Below are 19,790 nucleotides of genomic sequence, written 5' to 3'. Positions count from 1 at the left end.
ACTTTAATATTGTGATTTAGGTTCTATCGAATTGAAATCATTCAGTTCGTCAATAGACTTTTCTCTATAAGTTGCTCGCAATGTTAACAAATTGATATGCACCCACATTGGTATCGGCGTTTTTGTCTGCTTGTTTATTAGTAGCACGAGGATCGTGCTTACAAAAACAAGAGGACAATATTTTGAAACTAACAAAATCGTTACTTGCTTTAGCCGTTTTGCCAATGTTCGCAAGTGCTGATGATTTGTCACAGACGCAAAATCATACTATCCAACCCCAGATCGTAGGCGGAGTAACTGCCGACCCACGTGACTGGAAATTCTACACCCAAATTGTTAGTCGTTATGGTAACCGATCATATTGTGGGGCCAGTTATATCGGGAATGGTTACGTCCTGACTGCTGCGCATTGTGTTGAGGGTGATTCTCCGAATCAGATAGCGGTTAAAATCGGTGGCGTTGTTTATAACGGTAGTGACGGTGTTCGTGCAAACGTCAGTGAGATCCATATGCACCCGGCATATCGCCGCGCGACGCTTTCTCATGACCTCGCGGTATTGAAGCTCGACTCTGTGCCTCAAGGTGTTTCTTCAGTTGAGATTGCGAATGGCAGTCTAACGCAATACGCGAGCATCGGAGATTGGCTTAGTGTTGCTGGCTTAGGGCGAACTTCTGAAGGAGGAAGCTCTCCGTCTCGATTGCAAGAGGTTGACGTCCCACTTGTGTCGGATATGACTTGCCGTCAAGCCGGTGGCAACTACACAACGGTTGGAGAAGTGTCATTCTGTGCGGGTATTCCTCAAGGTGGGATAGATTCTTGTCAGGGAGATAGTGGTGGTCCAATCGTTATTAATCGCAGTGGTGTAATTACTCAACTTGGTGTGGTCAGTTGGGGAATAGGTTGTGCTCGTCCTGGTATGTATGGGGTTTATAGCGATATCGCTGCTATGCGCAATTTTGTCGATGGTGTTATCGGAACAGCAACACCACCAAAAGAAAATGTTTCTGTTGGATACACCACCGAACAGACACTGGCATCATTTAATGTTGGGGAGTTACAGCAACATAGCTTTGTTATCCAGAATTCAGGGAGCACCACCTTCACTGTGGAAAATGTTCGCGCGTTTGCTTCGGGTGTTACTGATGCAGCTGTTATTGCCAATGATCAGTGCTCTCAGGCGACGTTAGCAATGAATGCAAGTTGTCGTGTTGATGTTGAATTTGGTGCTACTCAGAGCGGAGAAGCAAGAGTGGCTTTGAACTTCAACGTTGATAAGACCAGCACACAATACCAAGCGTTAGTATCCGCTCAAGCGAAAACGGTGACAACGCCTCCCACAGATAGCTGTACAACTGTATGGCAAGCCAGCTTAGTGTATCTCAAAGGAGATACGGTTACTTGGAATGGTAAAGTTTGGCAAGCGCAGTGGTGGACTCAAGGTGATAATCCAGCAGACTCAGGGCCTTGGGGTGTTTGGCAAAAAGTAGGCGATGCGAATTGCAAGTCTAACTAACTATCGGGCCAGTGAACTTGATTCGTTGACCATGAGATAAGATTCATTCTTGGTTTCAACGATCAGTACATAGTTATTATAACTGGGGTTTATTGTTTGCGAATAATAAGCCCTTTTTATTGTGTCAACTATGAGAACCCACAAAATGTGTATGACTTTTTCCTGACGTTATCTTTATATAACTGGCAGAATTGCGATCAACATTTTATGTTTTGTCTGATTTTTGTCAGGTTTGCATTAAATTATTCTCCAGTGAGCGTTGAGCTCAGGTTTTACGCGATCAACTCAGTTTGGCATAACTCGTTACTTAATTTTTGTCGAAAAAGATAAGATTAACTGCCATGATTCATTGGTTATCATTATGTTTATTTAAGGTCATATTTTGTGTTGAGACAGCTGTTATTACTCATCCTTTGTTTTATTTTGTTACCTGTTTCACCGATCTCTACGGCTAAAGCCACTGCGAGCGAAGTTAAAGGAGCGCTCTGTATTGTTCGCGCTGATGACAAGTTAGTGCTAGTTCATGAAGTATTAACGGATAAGATTTCTCTACCTGGCGGAACCATTATTGATGGTGAGTCTCCACAAGTTGCTGCTCAACGAGAAACGTGGGAAGAAACCGGTATAGTGGTTACGGTTGGAGAGGAGCTTGGCAGAACGGACACTGCGGTTTTTTACGACTGTATATCAGACTCTGACATTATCGCTTTTTCTATGAATAATTCTTTAGGTGGAAATGAACTGCCTATTTGGTTTGCCCCTCATTATGGAGTAGAAGTTGCGTCAGCGATGCTGCTTAGCCCATCTGAATTACCATCATCTTTGTATCGTTATCCTGAGCAATGGCCACAAGTCACTCAGTTTTTTGATCAAGCTACCAAGCAATCAGTATCTTATGTTACTCAGCTGATCGAATCCGCGCCTTCATTTCGTCAGGTTGAATTGGCGTGGCTGATAGATTTACAGAGTTGGGTAGGGGCGTTGTCAGAAACGAGTTACGAGGTAGCTAGTCAGATCTCGAAACTCGTTATAGATCTGACAGAACCAACGGTACTACTCTTTCTATTTCCTTTTGCCATGATGCGCTTTGGTAGCCGGTTTGTGTACCGACTCTTTTTCGCAATTAGTGCAACGTCGCTTATGGTGCTTGTCGCTCAACAAGGCTTTTCGCTACCGCGCCCACATGTCTATATACCAATGATGGAGTTAACGCACAGCTTTGGCTTTAGTTTTCCTAGCTTGCCTATCGCTGTGTGGTTTTGTGTGCTGACGTTCTTGTTTCATAGAACCCAGTATTTTGGTTTGAATGGAACAACGGCAGTCTTCGTGTTCATCACTCTTACTGTGGTGTTAGGTAAGTTTTTCCTCGGCAGTGCCTTTATTTTAGATATGTTATTTGGCGCGCTGTTAGGCAGCTTGGTGGCTTGGCATGTTCTTCGACTGGAGACAAATCAAGATGTGAACGTTGATCAAGTTCTAAGCTCAAAAGGCGTCTGGTTCGTTATGACTGCGGCAACAGCGGTCATCTCCGTCATCTGGCCATTACCTGTGTTTGGTCGCTGGCTAGCAATTTTAATCACTGCATCAGCGTTGGTCATGACATTTAAAGAGTCGAAAGCACATTTAGATACTCGGCAGATGATCTTTGTAACGCTGGCATTGTTGCTTGTTGATCAACTCTATTTGTACTCGGCTAATATCGTATCGTTTAGCGGTTTGTGGTCATTAGTCTTGTCGACGTTACATTATCCATTATTAATGTTGTTATTTATGCTGCTTGCAAGGAAGCTGACTTGTGAAAACCAACCGAGCAAAACGTTGCTAGATTGATGGCTGTATTTGTTATCTATTAGTATTTGAGTAAAAACAAAGCCTTGCATTACAGCAAGGCTTTTACACGTTTAGTCCACGAACAACGCCGCTTGCCTATCTTGGACGGCTAGGGGTGTTAAACGTAAGAAGCTTAACGCAACAGACATGGCGGAAAGGGCTATGCATTGAGCACGAACTTTTCTATAGCTTTAGCGACACCGTGCTCATCATTACTTGCCGTAATGTAGTCAGCGATTTGCTTGGTTTCTTCCATTGCATTTGCCATCGCGATACCAAGGCCAGCGTATTTCAGCATGTGGTGGTCATTTTCTGCGTCACCCATACAGATAACTTCTTCCGGTTTAATTCCCAGATACTCGGCAATTGCGGCAACACCAATACCTTTGTTGCTCGCAGGGTTAAGAAACTCAAGGAAAAACGGAGCGCTTTGAACAACCGTAAACGCTTCGCGCATTTCAGCTGGCAGTGCTGCTATAACTTCTGTTAGTTTGCTTGGCTCTGCAACCATCATAGCTTTGATGATTGGATGATCGTCTTCTAGTGATTCGAAGTTCATCTCGGTGACATTTAAGCCATTTATCTTTGCTTCAATATCGGTGTAAGGGTTGTGTTCGTTGGTGATTAAACCATGAACTTGACTAAAAGCATGGACGTACGCACCTAGCTCTTCGGCTTTTCGCGCCACCAATTTTGCAGCTTTACCATCTATGATTTGCTGGTGGATGATGTCGTTTGTGCCTACGTTCTTGACCATCGAACCGTTGTAGTAAAGAACAAAATCTCGATCGGAATGGATATTCAGTTCGTCGAGCTTGTCTTGCATTCCTTCTAATGGGCGACCAGAAGCGAGAACGACAGTAACGCCTGCTTCTCGAGCTTTTGCGATCGCTTGTTTGTTTTCTTCAGAAATGGCTTTATCACTATCGAGTAGCGTGCCATCCATATCTAGTGCGATCAGTTTATACATCATTTCTTACCTTAAAGTTTTTTGGGATCTGTCAGTGAAAAAGGCTTGGTTTAACGTTAACCAGAAACCTGCATTCATTACGCTATGAAACTACAAAATGGTCTATTTTAACAATTAATTTTTGGTTTAAATTGACCTAGACACGCGTGTCCATTATGGTCTTCGCCTTGAAATGTTATGAGTTGAGTGAGTTCTGCGTTGTATAAGCTAAATGAGATGTTTGAAACCATCCAAGGGGAAGGGATTTTCACTGGAGTCCCTGCTGTTTTTGTTCGGCTTCAAGAGTGTCCGGTTGGTTGCTCATGGTGCGATACCAAACAGACGTGGTATGCAGATGAGAATGATCAACGTCAAATAGGCGATATTCTGGTGAAAACGGAAGACTCTCCGACTTGGTGTGTTGCATCTGCCGAGAACATCGTAGAGCAATACCAACAGCAAGGCTTTAATGCTAAGCATATCGTGATTACTGGTGGAGAGCCTTGTATTTATGATCTGCGCCCTTTAACAAAGGCGTTTGAAGATATGGGGTGCCAATGCCAAATTGAAACCAGTGGCACATCAGAAGTGATTACTTCAGAAAATACGTGGGTGACAGTGTCACCAAAAGTGGCAATGAAAGGTAAATTGCCAGTGCTTAATAGCGCGTTAGAGCGAGCAAATGAGATTAAGCATCCAGTCGGCACCCAGAAAGACATCGACCACCTTGATGACCTTTTAGCAAATGCGAACGTAGCGGCTGAGACTATCATTGCACTACAACCAATTAGCCAGAAGCCTCGTGCTACGCAATTGTGTATTGATACGTGCATTGCCCGCAATTGGCGTTTGTCTGTTCAAACTCATAAATATTTGAGTATTGCTTAGACGAGAGACTCGTCATCATTCGAGGTAGCTTTTCTATCTAATTCCGGTTTCGCGAGTAATGCCGTTGGTAGCTTTGCTATCGAAACATTGTCGATATATCTAAACAATTTATAGCGTTGTAAAAGCCAAGCAGTGTTGGCTGTTGTGGTGTGGTGCTATCTTTGGTTCGACAATCGTTTCGCATTTAATTGATGCCACCAATCTGGCGGCATCAAAATGAAGCTCTGTTGGCTGGAGTTTCACGCTGAGATAAAACGTTTAGAAGCTAACGCAAAAGGTTTTATCCACCGCTATTACCGCTAACAAAGACTATTTGCTCGCTAAGTATTCTTCTAAGCCGCTTTGTCGCAGTAGGCACGCTGGGCATTCACCACAGCCTTTACCAACGATTCCGTTGTAACATGTTAAAGTATTGTTTTGGACAAACTCCAACATATTGTGCTTATCAGCTAGAGCCCAGGTCTCGGCTTTAGTAAGCCACATCAAAGGAGTCTTAATATTGAAGGCTTTATCCATACCTAAATTGCAAGAGAGATTTAGAGAGCGAATAAAGTTGTCTCGGCAGTCAGGGTAACCACTAAAGTCTGTTTCGCAGACTCCCGTAATGATGTCTTGAATGCCAAGCTGGTAAGCATGGATACATGCGTAAGTAAGAAAGAGAATGTTTCTCCCTGGAACGAATGTATTGGGTACGTTAGCGTCGCTTAAGTCATTAGATACCGGAATGTTGTCTCTTGTCAGCGAGCTTATCGCTAACTCATTAATTGATTTTACATCCAGGACTTTGTGGCTTTTGATGTTAAGTTGCTTACCTAATTCGATAGCGATATCTATTTCATCTGAATGACGCTGGCCATAATCAAACGTTATAGCATGAACCTCATCATATGTATTTAATGCATCGATTAAGCAGGTCGTAGAGTCCTGCCCACCGGAAAAAACCACAAGTGCTTTTGTTGTAGCCATGTTGAACCCTTAGTTATGCTCTTTGATTCTTTGGTATTGATACGTATTCTTAGGCGTTTAATCCCAATTACGTACTCGACTTCGTGGCGATTGCGTCCGCAATCAGCTGGGCTGTGCTCTCAAGCACTCTTTGCTTGTCATCATTTGACAGCTTGTGGAGATTCACAGCAAGTTCAGCGGTGATTTCATCTTCACAAAAAAAATAGTTTAGAGGCACGTTTAGCTCATCTGCGATAAGTTTGAGCGTTTTTACGTCGGGAGTATGGCGCTCCCTTTCGTATTGATTCATCCTTGCACTTGCAGAACTATCATCCATGCCGATACGGATGCCCAGTGCTTTTTGGGACAGATTCGCTTGTTTACGCGCATGCTTAAGGCGGGCTGGGAGTGGGTTATTAAACAACACTTAAAGTTCATACGAAGGACTTGGATGACTAAGATTATCTTAGTTTTTCTGATTTGTGTATACTAAGTAATACTTAGTTATTACCGAGGTCGCCAAGGCCGTGTATGTATAGCTAAACAAGATTTCGTATCTTTAGGTTGATTAAGTGACGTTGAATCTACTTCTTCAAAAACTGCCGTATGAAGGAGTGGGAGGAGCGAGTAAGGGCACGAGAAACCGCAGCGATTTGTAGAGCAGAATTTGCTCTTCACATAAACGTAGTCGTCTAAGTTGAAGAGCAATATTGTTCTTGATGATCAACTATATACTTAAGTAAATAACTGTGTCGCACAATAGATCAGAGCTGCTGCTAAGCTCATATTGATGACTTTGCCATATCTCTGGAATTGCGATTGAAGTAGCTTTCCTGCAACGGCCCAAACTACGTTGCTAAGAAGTGCGATCAAAGCAAGAATGAGGCTAGTCGCTAAGATCCAGTAGATATTCTGAGTGTGGGGCAGTACGAACGTAGAAATAGAGGTAATTCCATAAAGAATGATTTTCACATTAACGAACTGCAAACCGAAACCTGTTAAGAAACTGATACCTTTAGAATTATCCGATGAAGTTTTGATCTCACTCGTAGCAAGCCCCCAAGCCAACCAAACAATATAAGCTGCTCCAATCCATGTTAGCCAAGGTGTAATCACGGGCAAGAGGCTGATCATGTTATACGTGAAAGCGCCACAAAGTAGCATCAAAACAACATAGCCACAAAACATCCCCGAAATCACTTTTGTTGAGCGTTTTAGTCCATATTGCGTCGCGATGCTGAGCGATAAAATGTTGTTTGGCCCTGGTGTAATTGAAGTAATGATTACGTAAGTAAAAAATGCGGTGTAGATGGCGGTCATCTCTATCTCTCCTGTTTTTACTGCACTATACTTCGCTACAATTGATTAAAAAATTGAATAAATTAAAACTTAGACTTTTAATTTATTGAACTGTTGGTTGTGGAGTCTAGTCATGAATCTAAAACGCTTTCTTACTTTTAAAGCTATTGTTGAAGAAGGATCGTTTCTAAAAGCGTCACAGAAGCTTTATTGCACGCAATCAACCGTCACCTTTCAAATCAAGCAGTTGGAACAAGATCTGTCTCTGCAGCTGTTCGAAAAAATAGGGCGTAAGATGGTTTTGACTCAAGCAGGAGAAAAGATACTGCCTTACGTCTATGAACTGGCGCGAGTGATGGAAAATATTGAGGGAACAGCACAGCAAGAAAACTCGGAGCCGACCGGTGAATTGAAAGTGCTGATTGCTGAGACTCAACTTGCTTATAAGATGGCTAATGTTTTAAAAGAGTTCAGGATCAGAGCGCCCAATGTCCGACTCTCTCTGCAATCACAAAATTGCTATCAGATTCGAGATGAGTTGATAGCGGATAAAGCTGATTTAGGTGTGTTTTATCGAGTAGGTAATGACGATACGCTCAAGGTCCACGAGTTTGAGCAGGAGCCACTGGTATTGGTTGCTTCACCGCTTTTAAAAGGGCTAGATTTAAAGAAGAGAGAGCAACATATTGATTTAGGGTTTATAAGCAATGGCCCTAAGTGCCTTTTTCGACAGATGTTTGAGAGCATTATTCAAGAGCGTGATATTAGCATCGACAACATGATCGAACTTAGCAGTATTAATACGATCAAAAATTGCGTTGAGAGTAATATTGGTATCTCTTACTTACCTCGTTTTACGGTTGAAAAAGAGTTGCAAGAGGGCAGTTTACAAGAGCTTGAGTTCACCGAATTTTCAAAGATGATCAAGCCACTCTGCGCTTATCATTCTGGGAAGTGTGTGACGCCGGCGATGGAAGTCTTTATTGATTGTATGCGTAACGAGTATGAACGGCTTTCTACTCAGAGTCGGTGATCTTTAATATGTTCTATCTGATATAGTTTCGTTTTTACTCCTTTTTATTTTTTAAGTGGCTACTTCTAATTTATTGATTTTTATTGCTTTGTTTTGAATCCGACTGTTGTGGGATGATAAATGGGATCTGATGTGAAGAGCTATTTATTGACGGAAAGAGATAAGATATAAAAACGACGGCGTGTGATAACTAGATTAGATTACATAATTAACAGTGTAATAAATGCCATTCTTTATGGATTATTTTCAACGAGACTTAATTGTTACGGTTCGTTATTATTAACTCGTTAACGCATCCATTGCTAGGAAGTTAACTTACGCATATTGTTTTTTTCATCATTTGCAGCAAATATAATTTGCTGCTTTTTTTTTAGCCAAAAAAGTTCAAAGCTTGAACTACAAGCTCTGAACTCTTATTTATACTTAGTGATTTTCTACTTTAATAAGTAAAACACCGTTTAAAAGTATCGCGTAACCTAGTAACTCTAAGCTTTCTTCAACCAAGTTTTTCACGTCTCTATTGTATGAGTTCCCCATGAACTCGACCCAAAAATCACCATACCCTGCAAATCGTGAGAATAAGAAAACAATAAAAAATCCAATCGTTAATGTCGTGAAGCTAGAATGAGAAATGAAAAGTTTTACCTCATTTTTTATGTTAACTATATTATTAAAACAAAAATAACAGACCGAGACTATTATAATCCAAGCAGGATACTTCCATGAACCGTGAGGGAAATACTGCTCTATGTGGTAGTCCATTTCTCTAACGAATATAACCATAAAAAATGAAGACATTATTACTAATATGTGTTTGAGTTCAAGATATTCCTTAGATTTATACAAACACATTAACGATGAAAAAAGCACAAATGCTATTTGAGTCATTTCTATAAGAGAGTTCTCCGATGTGCTTTTGTCCATTTGTACGCTAAAATAAATCGTTGCTAACGTATAAATAACCAAAAAAATAAGATAAGATATTTTATATACTAACAAACTAGTGACCGAGGTGTGTTTTTCTTTAATATACATCGTAACTCGTATAGGTGATGGATTTGTTAGTATTATAAATCAAGAATTTTTTATATTTAGTGAATTAAGCGCCATTTAGAATGGAACTTAATTCACCTAACATTAAACTTCGATGAATATTAAACATTCCTGGTTTAATTTATTGATTTTATTTTATTTTTTATTTTCTGCTAATTTTGGTTAAATAGAATCACCTAGCTTTTATTGAAATGCTTTTCCCATACTGGTGGTATGCCAATTTCTTCTTGAACGATATCAATGAATGCCCTAACCAATGGTGATTGCTGACGGTGTGAGTACATGGCATAAATATCACCAAAATCTTGAGTTTCATATTCTGGTAAAAGTTGAACTAAATTAGAAGACTCTAGGTTGTTAGGAAGCATAAATTGACCTATGAGTGCTGCGCCCAGACCTGACTTTACGCTTTCAATTATTAGCTCAGCTTCATTGACCATGTATGATCCTGATATTGGGTATGTATCTAAACCATCTGATTTTTCTTTGTCGTAGAATTTAAGTTTATCGACAATAAAATTACCATTTGAATAAATAATAAAAGGTAGCTTAACTAACTCATCAGGCGTTTCTGGGTTACCATGTTTTTCAATTAAATTTCGAGAAGCAATGATTGCAGTCGTATTTTTTGCTAATTTTCTTGCTACCATTGATGAATCCCTCATAGGTCCGATTCGAAAAGCAATATCAAAATTACTTCTAATCACGTCTACATGAAGATCATCTAGCATTAGTTCAACACTTGCTTTTGGGTACTTATGTAAAAACTTCTCTATCGAAGGTTGTAGATAGAGTTTTCCAAATAATGTTGAGCTTGAAATTCGTACTTTCCCTGAAGGCTCAGTCTGAAAGTTCTCCGCTATTTGTTGAGTATCATCAAGGAGTTGAGATATTTGGTCTGCTTTTTCAACTATTTGCTTGCCGACTTGTGTTAATGAAAGAGAGCGAGTTGTTCTGTTTAATAGCCTAACGCCTAAGTGCTCTTCTAACTGCTTGATATGTTTAGATAAAACAGAGCGGTCGATATTCATCCCATCTGCTGCTTTTGCAAAAGATCCAGCTTTAGAGACTTCTAAAAGCAGGTGTAGTTTATTTGCTAAATCCACAATGTTTATCCAAGTTAGATATTAGCGTATTAGTTTCATGTATAACTGCTGCTCTGTCTAGAAATTATTAATATACTTAATAACCAAAAGAAAAGGGAGCAATAGCTCCCTTTATTATGAATTTAAATGAGTATTTATATTATGGTTATAGTGTTTGACGTTTTTTGTTTCGACTCACTAACATGTAGAAAACAGGTGTGAGTAGTAATCCAAATACCGTTACGCCTACCATACCCGAGAATACGGCAATACCCATTGCTTGTCGCATTTCCGCTCCGGCCCCTGTACCAATCATTAATGGAATAACACCAGCGGTAAATGCAATTGATGTCATTAGAATCGGTCGAAGACGTAAACGACATGCTTCCAAAATCGCTGATAAGGTATCTTGGCCATTGTCTTTAAGTTCTTTAGCGAACTCCACCATCAAGATGGCATTTTTACACGCTAGAGCCACAAGGACAATCAAAGCAATTTGTGTGAATATATTGTTGTCACCACCAATGAACCAAACACCTGCTAGTGCAGAAAAAATGGTCATAGGAACGATCAAAATGATAGCGAATGGCAGTTTTAAACTCTCGTACTGCGAAGCTAGCACCATGAAAACTAACAAAACAACAAGTGGGAATATATACACCATCGTGTTACCAGCCAAAATCTGCTGGTAGGTTACATCAGTCCATTCATAAACCATTCCCTCTGCTAGGTTTTGATCCAGTACTTCCTCAATAGCCGTTTGGGCTTGATCTGAACTGTAACCAAAAGCAGGACTGCCGTTTAGTTCTGCACTAGGGTAGCCGTTATAGTGCATCACGCGGTCAGGCCCAATCGTGGGTATGATCTCCAGTACAGCGCCGAGAGGAACCATTTGTCCGGCAGCATTTCTTACTTTGTAGTTAAGTATTTGGTCAGGTTCGAGACGATAGTTCATGTCTGCCTGGGCATTCACTTTGTATGTTCTACCAAACATATTGAAGTCATTGACGTATAATGATCCTAAATAAACTTGAAGCGCATCAAAAACCTGCTCTAGAGGAACACCTTGCAGCATCGCTTGTTCACGGTCTATTTGGATGTCCATCTGCGGCACTTGTATACGAAATGTGGAATATAATCCCATCAGCTCGGGTCTTGTTGATGCCTCACTTATTACCAAGTTCAATTGCTTGAAGAGCTCATCAAACCCCTTGTTCGCACGGTCTTCGATTTGAAGCTTAAAGCCGCCAGTTGAGCCAAGTCCTTGGATTGGTGGTGGTGGAAAAATCGCAACGAAGGCTTCATCAATGATTGAAAAGCTCTTATTCAAAGATGCAACAATCGCATTTGCTCCGAGAGCTGGATCATTTCGTTTATCGAAGTCCTCAAGCGTAACAAAAACGATGCCACTATTCGGACTGTTAGTAAAACCATTAACCGATAAGCCTGGGAAAGAAATCGTTTGTGCTACGCCAGGTGTTGCCAGCGCGAGGTTTTCCATTTCTTTAATAACGGACTCTGTTCTATCTAAACTTGCTGCATCTGGAAGTTGGGCGATCGCAACTAAATACTGCTTATCTTGTTGAGGAATGAATCCACCAGGAACCGCTTTGAATAGAGAAACCGTTCCCCCGAGTAACGCAATGTATACCACCACAACAACAAGGCTAAAACGAATCAGCTTCTTGACCAGAGCTTGATATTGGTTCGAGCTATACTCAAAAATTCTATTGAATGGCGCAAAAACATACTTACCAAAAACCGCATCCAATAGCTTGGTTAGCCGATCGGGTTTTGCGTTCTTATCTTGTAATAGCAGTGCTGATAAAGCAGGCGATAACGTCAACGAGTTAATTGCTGAAATAATCGTCGAGATCGTAATTGTTAGTGCGAACTGCTTATAAAACTGACCGGATAACCCTGTAATAAAGGTCGTCGGGATGAACACCGCACATAATACTAAAGCAATTGCAATAATTGGCCCGGTAACTTCGGTCATTGCTTGTTTCGTTGCTTCTAGTGGTGCAAGACCATTATGGATGTTCCGTTCCACGTTTTCGACGACGACAATGGCGTCATCGACGACGATGCCTATGGCGAGAACAAGCCCAAACAACGAAAGCGTGTTAATCGATACTCCAAGCATTTGCATTACGGCGAACGTACCGATTAATGAAACAGGCACCGCAATGATAGGGATGATAGACGCGCGCCATGTTTGCAAAAACAAAATGACTACGACAACAACAAGTACAATTGCCTCTAGCAGAGTATGAACCACCGCGTCTATCGAACCACGAACAAAGACGGTCGGGTCGTAGGCTATTTCATATGAAACTCCAGCTGGAAAGGCTGTTTGTAAACGGTCCATGGTTGAACGAACCTGATTAGATAGCTCAATAGCATTAGCACCAGGGCGCTGGAATACGGGCATCGCCACCGCTGGTTTACCATTTAACAAGGCGCGCAGTGCATAAGAGTTTTGACCTAGCTCTACGCGTGCAACGTCTTTAAGACGTGTCAAAGCCCCTGTTTCGTCAACTTTTACTACAATGTCGTTGAATTCATCAATATTCTCCAAACGGCCCTTTACGTTCAACAAAACTTGGAATTGGTTTTCATTAGCGGCTGGTTGCGCACCTAATGAGCCTGCTGCCACCTGTTGGTTTTGAGATCGGACGGCTGAGACAACGTCCATTACGGTTAGATTTCTAGAAGCGAGCTCATCTGGATTTAACCACAAGCGCATTGAGTACTCATCACCACCGAAAAGGCGCACATCACCAACGCCTCCGAGCCGAGCTATCTCATCTTTCAAGTTTAAATTAGCGTAGTTAGCTAAATAACTGACTTCACGGCTAGAATCTGGAGAATATATATGCACAACCATAGTGAGATCAGGAGAGGCTTTTTCGGCAACAACTCCTAACCGTTGGACTGCTTCTGGTAATCGGGGCAAAGCTGTAGTGACGCGGTTTTGAATTTGAACCTGAGCTTTGTCCAAGTCCGTACCTAAAGCAAAGGTTACGGTCAATGTCATTCTGCCGTCACTGGTTGCCTGCGAAAACATATATAACATGTTTTCTGTACCATTAATTTCTTGCTCCAGAGGCGTAGCAACTGTTTCTGCGATTACTTTTGGGTTCGCACCAGGATAGTTTGCTGTAACTACCACTGTAGGAGGGACAACCTCTGGATATTCACTCACAGGCAACTGTAAAAGTGAAATTGCGCCTACTATTAATATCAATAGCGATAACATAGAGGCAAATATGGGTCTTTGAATAAAAAAGTGTGCAAATTTCATTCGGTTGTCTTCTTAGTCTTGAGCTAAACGTTTGTTTGGCAACGATGTTGAGTTTGAAGCCATAATCAATGAAGTGTTGCTAACATCTAGCGTGACATTTTTTGGTGTGATTTTGCTATTTGGGCCAACTTTTGCTGGGCCATTTACCGCAATAACTGAGTCGGCGTTCAAGCCATTCTCGATGGCACGAAATGTTCCGTAACGTTCGCCTAAGGTTACGATGCTGTATTGCAACGTATTCTCTTCATTGAGTGTTAATACAAAGCGGTTTTCTAGATCTGTGCCAATAGAACGCTCTGGAACGAGAACTCGTTCAACTGGTTTGGCTGTTGATATCTGAACTCGGCCAAACGATCCCACTTTTAAGTTTGATTTTGTTGCATCGAATACCGCTCGAACCTGCAAAGTACCGGTGTTTTCGTTGATGGAGTTGTCGACAAAGTCAACGCGTCCAAAAAACTCCTGCCCATTTTGTCCAGATAGTTCAAGACGAGTAGGTAAGTTAGAGTCGGCATTGATTGTCGAGAAGTAACGGTTCCAAGTTCGCTCATCGACATCAAAGTATGCATATACCTGATCGTTAGAGACAATGTTTGATATAACGCTTTGATTTGCGTTTACATTGTTTCCTTTAGTAATGAATGCTCTTGAAATAGTGCCGCTAATAGGGGCATATATCTTCGTAAACTCAAGATCTAACTTTGCGGATTCTAACTGAGCACGCAAAGCCATTAGTTCTGCAGAGCGTTGCTTTACTGCGGTATCTCGGGCCTCTGCTTGTTCCGCTGAGATGGCTTTTCGCTTAACCAGTTGAGCGGCTCTCTTTTGTTCGTTTGCTGCTTGCTCTAGCGCAGCTCGAGCACTCTTAACTTGCGCTTCAAGTCGTGAGACCTGAGCTTTGAAGGTTCGATCATCAAGAGTGACAAGTAAGTCGCCTTTGTTGACACTCTGTCCGTCTTTGAACTCTACCGTTTCAATAACTCCGGAAACGCGTGGCATTAAAGAAACTTTCTCTGGTGCTTGAAGCCTTGTTGTAAAGGTGAACCACGATTGAACGGGCTCATAGATGACTTTGGAGACGTCTATCGTAGGTAAGGGAGTATTAGGTTGTTTGGTTATCTCTTCGTCTGCACAAGCAGCTAAAACGGATAAAAGGCCAATGCCGAAAACTTTCTTTAACATTTGTCGCGCCCTAAATGATTCTGTTCATACTAAAAGGAACGGCATTGTATTCATTGTACCTATGGGTAAATAGGCCCTCAGCGAACATAGAGTAGTGATAAAAATGCACGATTAAATATTGGTCAAAATGCTCGCATTTTGGTTTGAAAAAGGTCAGTTTAGGGTTTTAAAGACGTGGAGTATTGTTAAATGTAATAAGCCATAATAGATAGGAATAACTAAACAGAAGCTAAAGATAGCGACGAAAATTAAAGCGTTTTTAATTCGTGCATTATTTGCAATTCACTGATGCAATTTGAACCATAAAAAATTGAAATTAATTTTGTAAAATCCATTTCCCATCACATAAAGAATAAAAACTAAATAAGGAATTGTGCAGTGGATCTCGCAAGCCAACTTGAATTACTACTGGATGTCTCTGAATACGGAACTTTTGCTAAAGCTGCTGACAGAAATCATATAGATCGTTCAGCTTTGTCAAAACAGATCAAAAAGCTAGAGGATGAATTGGGCTTACGGCTGTTAAACCGTTCCACGCGTTCGCTATCCCTGACCAATGCAGGTGTTGAGATGGTGGCGCAAGCCAAGAAAGTAAGAGAGGTTCTAACCGAAACTCGTAGTATTGCTGCTACATTTCAGGATGAACCGAAGGGTAACTTGAAAATATCAAGCTCCACTTTCTTTGGCAGAGCATACTTAAATCAGGCAGTTAAAGAGTTTATAAAACAGTACCCAAACATTACTGTAGAGCTGCTGCTCGATGATAATCGAGTCGATGTTATCCACGAAGGTTTTGATGTTGTGTTTCGTATCGGACCAATCCGAGAGTCCAACATGATAGTACGTAAGTTGGCAAGCAATAATATGGCACTGGTTGCATCGAAGAGTTTTATTGACAAGTATGGAACCCCGAGCTCTCCAGAAGAGCTTATAAAAATGCCAGCAGTAATATACTCTAATGCTAACTTTAAGGCGGATAAGCTACGTATAGCGCCAAGCCAGTCATCAAGCGACGTTAGAACGTATAATATCAACGGGCAGTACTTCGTGAATGAAACTGAGTTAATGCTCGATGCCGTAAAATCTGATCTAGGGTATGCTTTAATAGGGCAGTTCTTTCTTCAGGAGAGTTTGAGTAAACAAGATCTTGTACAGTTGCTTCCTGATTATAATCTTCCCGCAATAGGGGAAATATATGCAATGTATACTCACCGAAATCAACAACCATTAGCCAAACTGTTCATTGATACTGTTCAAAAAATAATAGGAACGCCTCCTGTTTGGATGGATTATCTCGACTAATATGAGTACTAGGACATAATGTTTTAGATTGAGGGCTTGTTTATATTTATCCATAGAATATGGTTGAATTTGCACTTTAAAAATAATTGCCACTGTTCATAATTTCACTCGATTCAAACAACACAAGTAGTGGTAATTAAATGAAAATGACAAGAACGTCGATCGCAATCGCTGCACTTTTTTCTGCAAGTGCTGCAAATTCAGCCGTAGTTTATGAAGATCAAGAATCAGTATTAAATATTCATGGCCGAGCGCAAGGGATGTATTATTTCTCTGATGATAAAAATGCAGACGGAGATAATAGCTACATTCGTGTAGGACTTGCAGGTGAGTCTAAAATAAATGAAGATCTTTATGCCTTCGGCTTATATGAGTTGGAATTTAAGTCTAATCGCAGAGATGCTGATGGGATTGAAGATGATGAATTTGATATCCGAAAAGGCTATGTAGGAGTTGGTGCAGATTACGGAACAGTAAGTTATGGACGTCAATACGGTGCGGTCACTTTAGTATCTGACTACACGGATATTTTCCCGGAGTTTGGTAATGAAGCTGCTGGCGTAAGTGCGGATCTATATGGTACCGGTCGCTCCGATTCAGTATTTAAGCTAACGACAAGCTATGAAGGTTTGAATATTCATGTTAGCTATCAGGCTGAAAACGATGAAGTGTCAACAGATGCAGCCTCTTATGGTGCGGCGGCGGACTACAAGTTGCCATATGGCTTCAAAGTTGCGCTTGGTTACAACGAAGGTGAAGGGCAATCGGGTGCAGAAGATGCAGAGCTGCTAACGGGTGCTATTGCATTTGAATACGACAAGTTTTATGCCTCTGTTTTATACAGTGATGGTGAAAACTGGGCTAAAGATGGTTCTGAAAGTAATATTGATTACACCGGTATTGAAGCAGTTGCCACTTATGAAATAACAGATAAGCTTTGGGCACTTGTTGGCTATAACAATCTAGAGCGTGATGATGAAGACGTCGTCGATTACTACTCACTAGGTGCAGAGTACGATTTGACTTCTAATTTTAAAGCACTAGCAGAATACAGAATTACAGATGTAGACAATGAAGACGATATTCTTGCAATAGCTGCGAGATATTCATTCTAAAAAATTAATAAATATAAAAAGCCTGAAACTATTTTCAGGCTTTTTTATTTATCGGTGTAATTTTATAAGTGCTGATTTTCATCCATATATAATGGATTATATTGATCGTTACTTGTTAAAGTCTTTTGGATATAATTGTTTTGTTAGCTAGTCCACTGCTAGTTTTCATTTTCATATTTTTGAATGATGATTTTTTTCTTTGGCAACAAGAAGTATCTTGTTGCCTTTTTTTATTTTTACGTCTTATGGTTAATTAAAACAAAAAGAGTTTTTTATATATTGCTATAAACGAGAAAAATATAACGACAATTGTCAATCTTAGGTTGAGTTAATCTTCATAAAAAAGTGAACTCAATTTCAAGGGTCTTTTTCATTTAAGTGATGTGGAATCCATATGGCGAACCAAGTGAATGATAAAGCGCCAAACGACGAAATGTATCTCAATGAAGATTGGAAAAATTATTTTTATGTAAACGATAGAGGTAGGGATTGATACTGTTTATGTAAGGAGAGAGCGATTTATGAAAAGCCGTCGTTTCAATGTGATTAGACACCTTTACTTTCTTAAAATAGGAAGGGCTCTAAGAAAGTAAAGGTGCAGATGATTTTTTAGTTTTTACCGCCGTCACTTGTTCTGAAGTGATAATCGAAGTTTATGATTGCACGATATTTAACTTCATCACGGTTAAGTGCGTATTCTTCAACTCTCACCTTACTATCATCGATTGCAATATCACGAGGGAAACCGCTTCCAATGATGTTTAGACGATTTCTAAGTTCATGTTTTGATAGCGTTTGGTATTCATCGACAAGATCAAACGCAGAGCTATAAGCGGCATCTTTTGTCGTAAAGTCATTGAGAACAACTTTGTTTGTAGAGTGTTCGACATGAATACCAGCAGTAGCAGATAAACTGAATAATAATAGTGATGAGAGCGTCATTAGTTTTTTCATATAGTCACCTTTTTATTTGTATTACAAAGTCAAGATGTCCAACGAATCCTTGTTAATATCTCTCGACAAAGGTGATAGTGCCATTATAGAAATGTGCTGTACATCACATTTGTGACCATTGACTATGGAAGAATTGTCAACAATAAAACTCAAGCACTTTTGACATTACGGTCAATGTGAAAAAGCGAATATCTGTATGGTTTCGTTAATAATTAAACCACTTTCGGAAACGCTGACTATTCAGTCAAAGCGTATGTTTGTTGTCGTTATAGTGACCTGCCTACAACTTAATCACTTAATGCATGCAATTCAATTGCAATGCCTTGGTATAGATTTTCATTCAGATCTTCCGTCTTAGTGACGATTCTACAAATTCTAGTGATTAAAAAGTCATTATTTGTGGTTTTTTATTCTATTGTCGTGTATAAAAAAACTTTACAACAAATGATAAAGGAATATCCATGAAAAAGTTATTGTGTTTTGCTGCACTGGGGTTAGCTGTTTCGACGACGGTTAATGCAGACCCAATTTTAGACGACATCAAAAGTACAGGGGAGCTAAAAGTCTGCTTTGATTCTGGGTATATGCCTTTTGAAATGACAGCAAAAAATGGGCAGTACATCGGGTTTGATATCGATTTGGGTAAACAAATGGCGCGTGCCATGGATGTTAAGTTTGTGCCGGTAAACACTTCATGGGATGGCATTATCCCAACACTGTTGACTGGTAAGTGTCACATGATTATGGGCGGGATGACGATCACACCTATGCGAAATACTCAGGTGAATTTCGCTGATCCCTATGTGGTTATTGGTCAATCCATTCTCGTAGATCTCAAACATGAAGGTAAAGTGTCTAGTTACCGTGATCTCAATAGTCCAGAATATGTTGTTGCAACTAAGCTTGGGACAACGGGTGAGCAAGCGGTAAAACGATACCTTCCGAAAGCTAAGATAAATCTATACGAAACTCAGTCTGAAGCGGTACTTGAGGTTGCCAACGGAAAGGTAGATGCGTTTGTTTATGACTTTCCTTACAACTCTATTTATGTGGCGGAAAACAAAGGGCAGTTAATGCACTTGGCTAAACCGTTTACTTACGAGCCTTTGGGTTGGGCTGTGCCGCAAGGAAATCCAGATACGCTTAACTTCTTAAACAACTATTTACGTCAAATTAAGGGCGATGGAACTTACGATCGCATTTACGATAAGTGGTTTAACGACGATAAATGGTTAAAGCAAGTTAAGTAATCATTTTGTTATTGTAGAGGAGCGGCTAGCTTCTGGCTCGGTTCATCGCCAACCAAACGGTTCGCGCTGTGAAGCTAACGCTTT

15 protein-coding genes are annotated in these 19,790 nt (G+C 40.6%); 7 read left to right on the top strand and 8 right to left on the bottom strand.

Going from position 1 to position 19,790, the window contains the following annotated elements; all coding sequences use genetic code 11:
• Nucleotides 1–182: 182 nt before the first annotated feature.
• Nucleotides 183–1,514: a trypsin-like serine protease gene (locus tag R7M72_RS17120; protein ID WP_031781180.1), complete on the top strand. Its 1,332-nt coding sequence runs from the start codon at nucleotides 183–185 to the stop codon at nucleotides 1,512–1,514.
• Nucleotides 1,515–1,898: 384 nt separating this feature from the next.
• A complete protein-coding gene (locus R7M72_RS17115; RefSeq protein WP_053304405.1) occupies nucleotides 1,899–3,344 on the top strand; it encodes a bifunctional NUDIX hydrolase/phosphatase PAP2 family protein in 1,446 nt (481 codons plus the stop codon).
• 160 nt (nucleotides 3,345–3,504) lie between these two features.
• Here R7M72_RS17115 and R7M72_RS17110 read toward each other — a convergent pair whose 3' ends face one another.
• Nucleotides 3,505–4,314 (bottom strand): Cof-type HAD-IIB family hydrolase, encoded by an 810-nt coding sequence (locus tag R7M72_RS17110; RefSeq protein WP_315957058.1) that lies wholly within the window; start codon nucleotides 4,312–4,314, stop codon nucleotides 3,505–3,507.
• A 216-nt stretch (nucleotides 4,315–4,530) separates the two neighbouring features.
• Here R7M72_RS17110 and queE point away from each other — a divergent pair, with 216 nt between their 5' ends.
• Nucleotides 4,531–5,181 carry a 7-carboxy-7-deazaguanine synthase QueE gene (gene queE, locus R7M72_RS17105; protein ID WP_031777254.1) on the top strand — a complete coding sequence of 217 codons (651 nt, stop codon included), beginning with the start codon at nucleotides 4,531–4,533 and terminating at the stop codon, nucleotides 5,179–5,181.
• Between the two features lie 309 nt (nucleotides 5,182–5,490).
• Here the strand turns inward: queE and queC are convergent, their stop codons facing one another.
• The 3 genes from queC to eamB form a co-directional block, all read right to left on the bottom strand.
• The gene (gene queC / locus R7M72_RS17100) at nucleotides 5,491–6,147 is read right to left on the bottom strand and encodes a 7-cyano-7-deazaguanine synthase QueC (RefSeq protein ID WP_005377298.1); all 657 of its coding nucleotides are present in this window, start codon (nucleotides 6,145–6,147) and stop codon (nucleotides 5,491–5,493) included.
• Between the two features lie 67 nt (nucleotides 6,148–6,214).
• Entirely contained in the window at nucleotides 6,215–6,553 is a 339-nt protein-coding gene (locus R7M72_RS17095) for a helix-turn-helix domain-containing protein (RefSeq protein WP_005388200.1), read from the bottom strand.
• A 308-nt stretch (nucleotides 6,554–6,861) separates the two neighbouring features.
• The gene (gene eamB / locus R7M72_RS17090; RefSeq protein ID WP_005388201.1) at nucleotides 6,862–7,446 is read right to left on the bottom strand and encodes a cysteine/O-acetylserine transporter; all 585 of its coding nucleotides are present in this window, start codon (nucleotides 7,444–7,446) and stop codon (nucleotides 6,862–6,864) included.
• 112 nt (nucleotides 7,447–7,558) lie between these two features.
• Here eamB and R7M72_RS17085 point away from each other — a divergent pair, with 112 nt between their 5' ends.
• On the top strand, nucleotides 7,559–8,458 hold the full coding sequence (locus R7M72_RS17085) for a LysR family transcriptional regulator (protein WP_318056266.1): 900 nt from the start codon (nucleotides 7,559–7,561) through the stop codon (nucleotides 8,456–8,458).
• A gap of 1,229 nt (nucleotides 8,459–9,687) precedes the next feature.
• On the opposite strand, the gene R7M72_RS17080 is transcribed toward R7M72_RS17085, so the two are convergent.
• The 3 genes from R7M72_RS17080 to R7M72_RS17070 all read right to left on the bottom strand — a co-directional run bounded on the left by R7M72_RS17080 (nucleotide 9,688) and on the right by R7M72_RS17070 (nucleotide 15,085).
• Entirely contained in the window at nucleotides 9,688–10,617 is a 930-nt protein-coding gene (locus R7M72_RS17080; RefSeq protein ID WP_054579510.1) for a LysR family transcriptional regulator, read from the bottom strand.
• Between the two features lie 145 nt (nucleotides 10,618–10,762).
• Entirely contained in the window at nucleotides 10,763–13,903 is a 3,141-nt protein-coding gene (locus R7M72_RS17075) for an efflux RND transporter permease subunit (protein ID WP_054579511.1), read from the bottom strand.
• A 12-nt stretch (nucleotides 13,904–13,915) separates the two neighbouring features.
• The gene (locus R7M72_RS17070; RefSeq protein ID WP_318056265.1) at nucleotides 13,916–15,085 is read right to left on the bottom strand and encodes an efflux RND transporter periplasmic adaptor subunit; all 1,170 of its coding nucleotides are present in this window, start codon (nucleotides 15,083–15,085) and stop codon (nucleotides 13,916–13,918) included.
• A gap of 378 nt (nucleotides 15,086–15,463) precedes the next feature.
• Between R7M72_RS17070 and R7M72_RS17065 the strand changes: the two genes are divergently transcribed.
• On the top strand, nucleotides 15,464–16,387 hold the full coding sequence (locus R7M72_RS17065) for a LysR family transcriptional regulator (RefSeq protein ID WP_017821684.1): 924 nt from the start codon (nucleotides 15,464–15,466) through the stop codon (nucleotides 16,385–16,387).
• A gap of 140 nt (nucleotides 16,388–16,527) precedes the next feature.
• On the top strand, nucleotides 16,528–17,502 hold the full coding sequence (locus R7M72_RS17060) for a porin (protein WP_025768142.1): 975 nt from the start codon (nucleotides 16,528–16,530) through the stop codon (nucleotides 17,500–17,502).
• A 609-nt stretch (nucleotides 17,503–18,111) separates the two neighbouring features.
• Here R7M72_RS17060 and R7M72_RS17055 read toward each other — a convergent pair.
• Complete coding sequence (locus R7M72_RS17055) at nucleotides 18,112–18,456, bottom strand: DUF3316 domain-containing protein (RefSeq protein WP_005377323.1); 345 nt, start codon at nucleotides 18,454–18,456, stop codon at nucleotides 18,112–18,114.
• Nucleotides 18,457–18,917: 461 nt separating this feature from the next.
• Between R7M72_RS17055 and R7M72_RS17050 the strand changes: the two genes are divergently transcribed.
• A complete protein-coding gene (locus R7M72_RS17050) occupies nucleotides 18,918–19,706 on the top strand; it encodes a transporter substrate-binding domain-containing protein (protein WP_005377324.1) in 789 nt (262 codons plus the stop codon).
• Nucleotides 19,707–19,790 lie beyond the last annotated feature (84 nt).

This window comes from Vibrio sp. YT-18 (genome assembly GCF_033337345.1).
In the GTDB taxonomy this organism is placed as follows: domain Bacteria; phylum Pseudomonadota; class Gammaproteobacteria; order Enterobacterales; family Vibrionaceae; genus Vibrio; species Vibrio alginolyticus.
This window is presented reverse-complemented; position numbering and strand designations above follow the sequence as displayed.

Excerpts from the sequence above, each read along its gene's own strand:
- R7M72_RS17060 (WP_025768142.1), top strand. The coding sequence starts at position 16,528 with ATGAAAATGACAAGAACGTCGATCGCAATCGCTGCACTTTTTTCTGCA.
- queC (WP_005377298.1), bottom strand. The coding sequence starts at position 6,147 with ATGGCTACAACAAAAGCACTTGTGGTTTTTTCCGGTGGGCAGGACTCT.
- R7M72_RS17085 (WP_318056266.1), top strand. The coding sequence starts at position 7,559 with ATGAATCTAAAACGCTTTCTTACTTTTAAAGCTATTGTTGAAGAAGGA.
- R7M72_RS17075 (WP_054579511.1), bottom strand. The coding sequence starts at position 13,903 with ATGAAATTTGCACACTTTTTTATTCAAAGACCCATATTTGCCTCTATG.
- queE (WP_031777254.1), top strand. The coding sequence starts at position 4,531 with ATGTTTGAAACCATCCAAGGGGAAGGGATTTTCACTGGAGTCCCTGCT.
- R7M72_RS17070 (WP_318056265.1), bottom strand. The coding sequence starts at position 15,085 with ATGTTAAAGAAAGTTTTCGGCATTGGCCTTTTATCCGTTTTAGCTGCT.
- R7M72_RS17055 (WP_005377323.1), bottom strand. The coding sequence starts at position 18,456 with ATGAAAAAACTAATGACGCTCTCATCACTATTATTATTCAGTTTATCT.
- R7M72_RS17110 (WP_315957058.1), bottom strand. The coding sequence starts at position 4,314 with ATGTATAAACTGATCGCACTAGATATGGATGGCACGCTACTCGATAGT.
- R7M72_RS17050 (WP_005377324.1), top strand. The coding sequence starts at position 18,918 with ATGAAAAAGTTATTGTGTTTTGCTGCACTGGGGTTAGCTGTTTCGACG.
- eamB (WP_005388201.1), bottom strand. The coding sequence starts at position 7,446 with ATGACCGCCATCTACACCGCATTTTTTACTTACGTAATCATTACTTCA.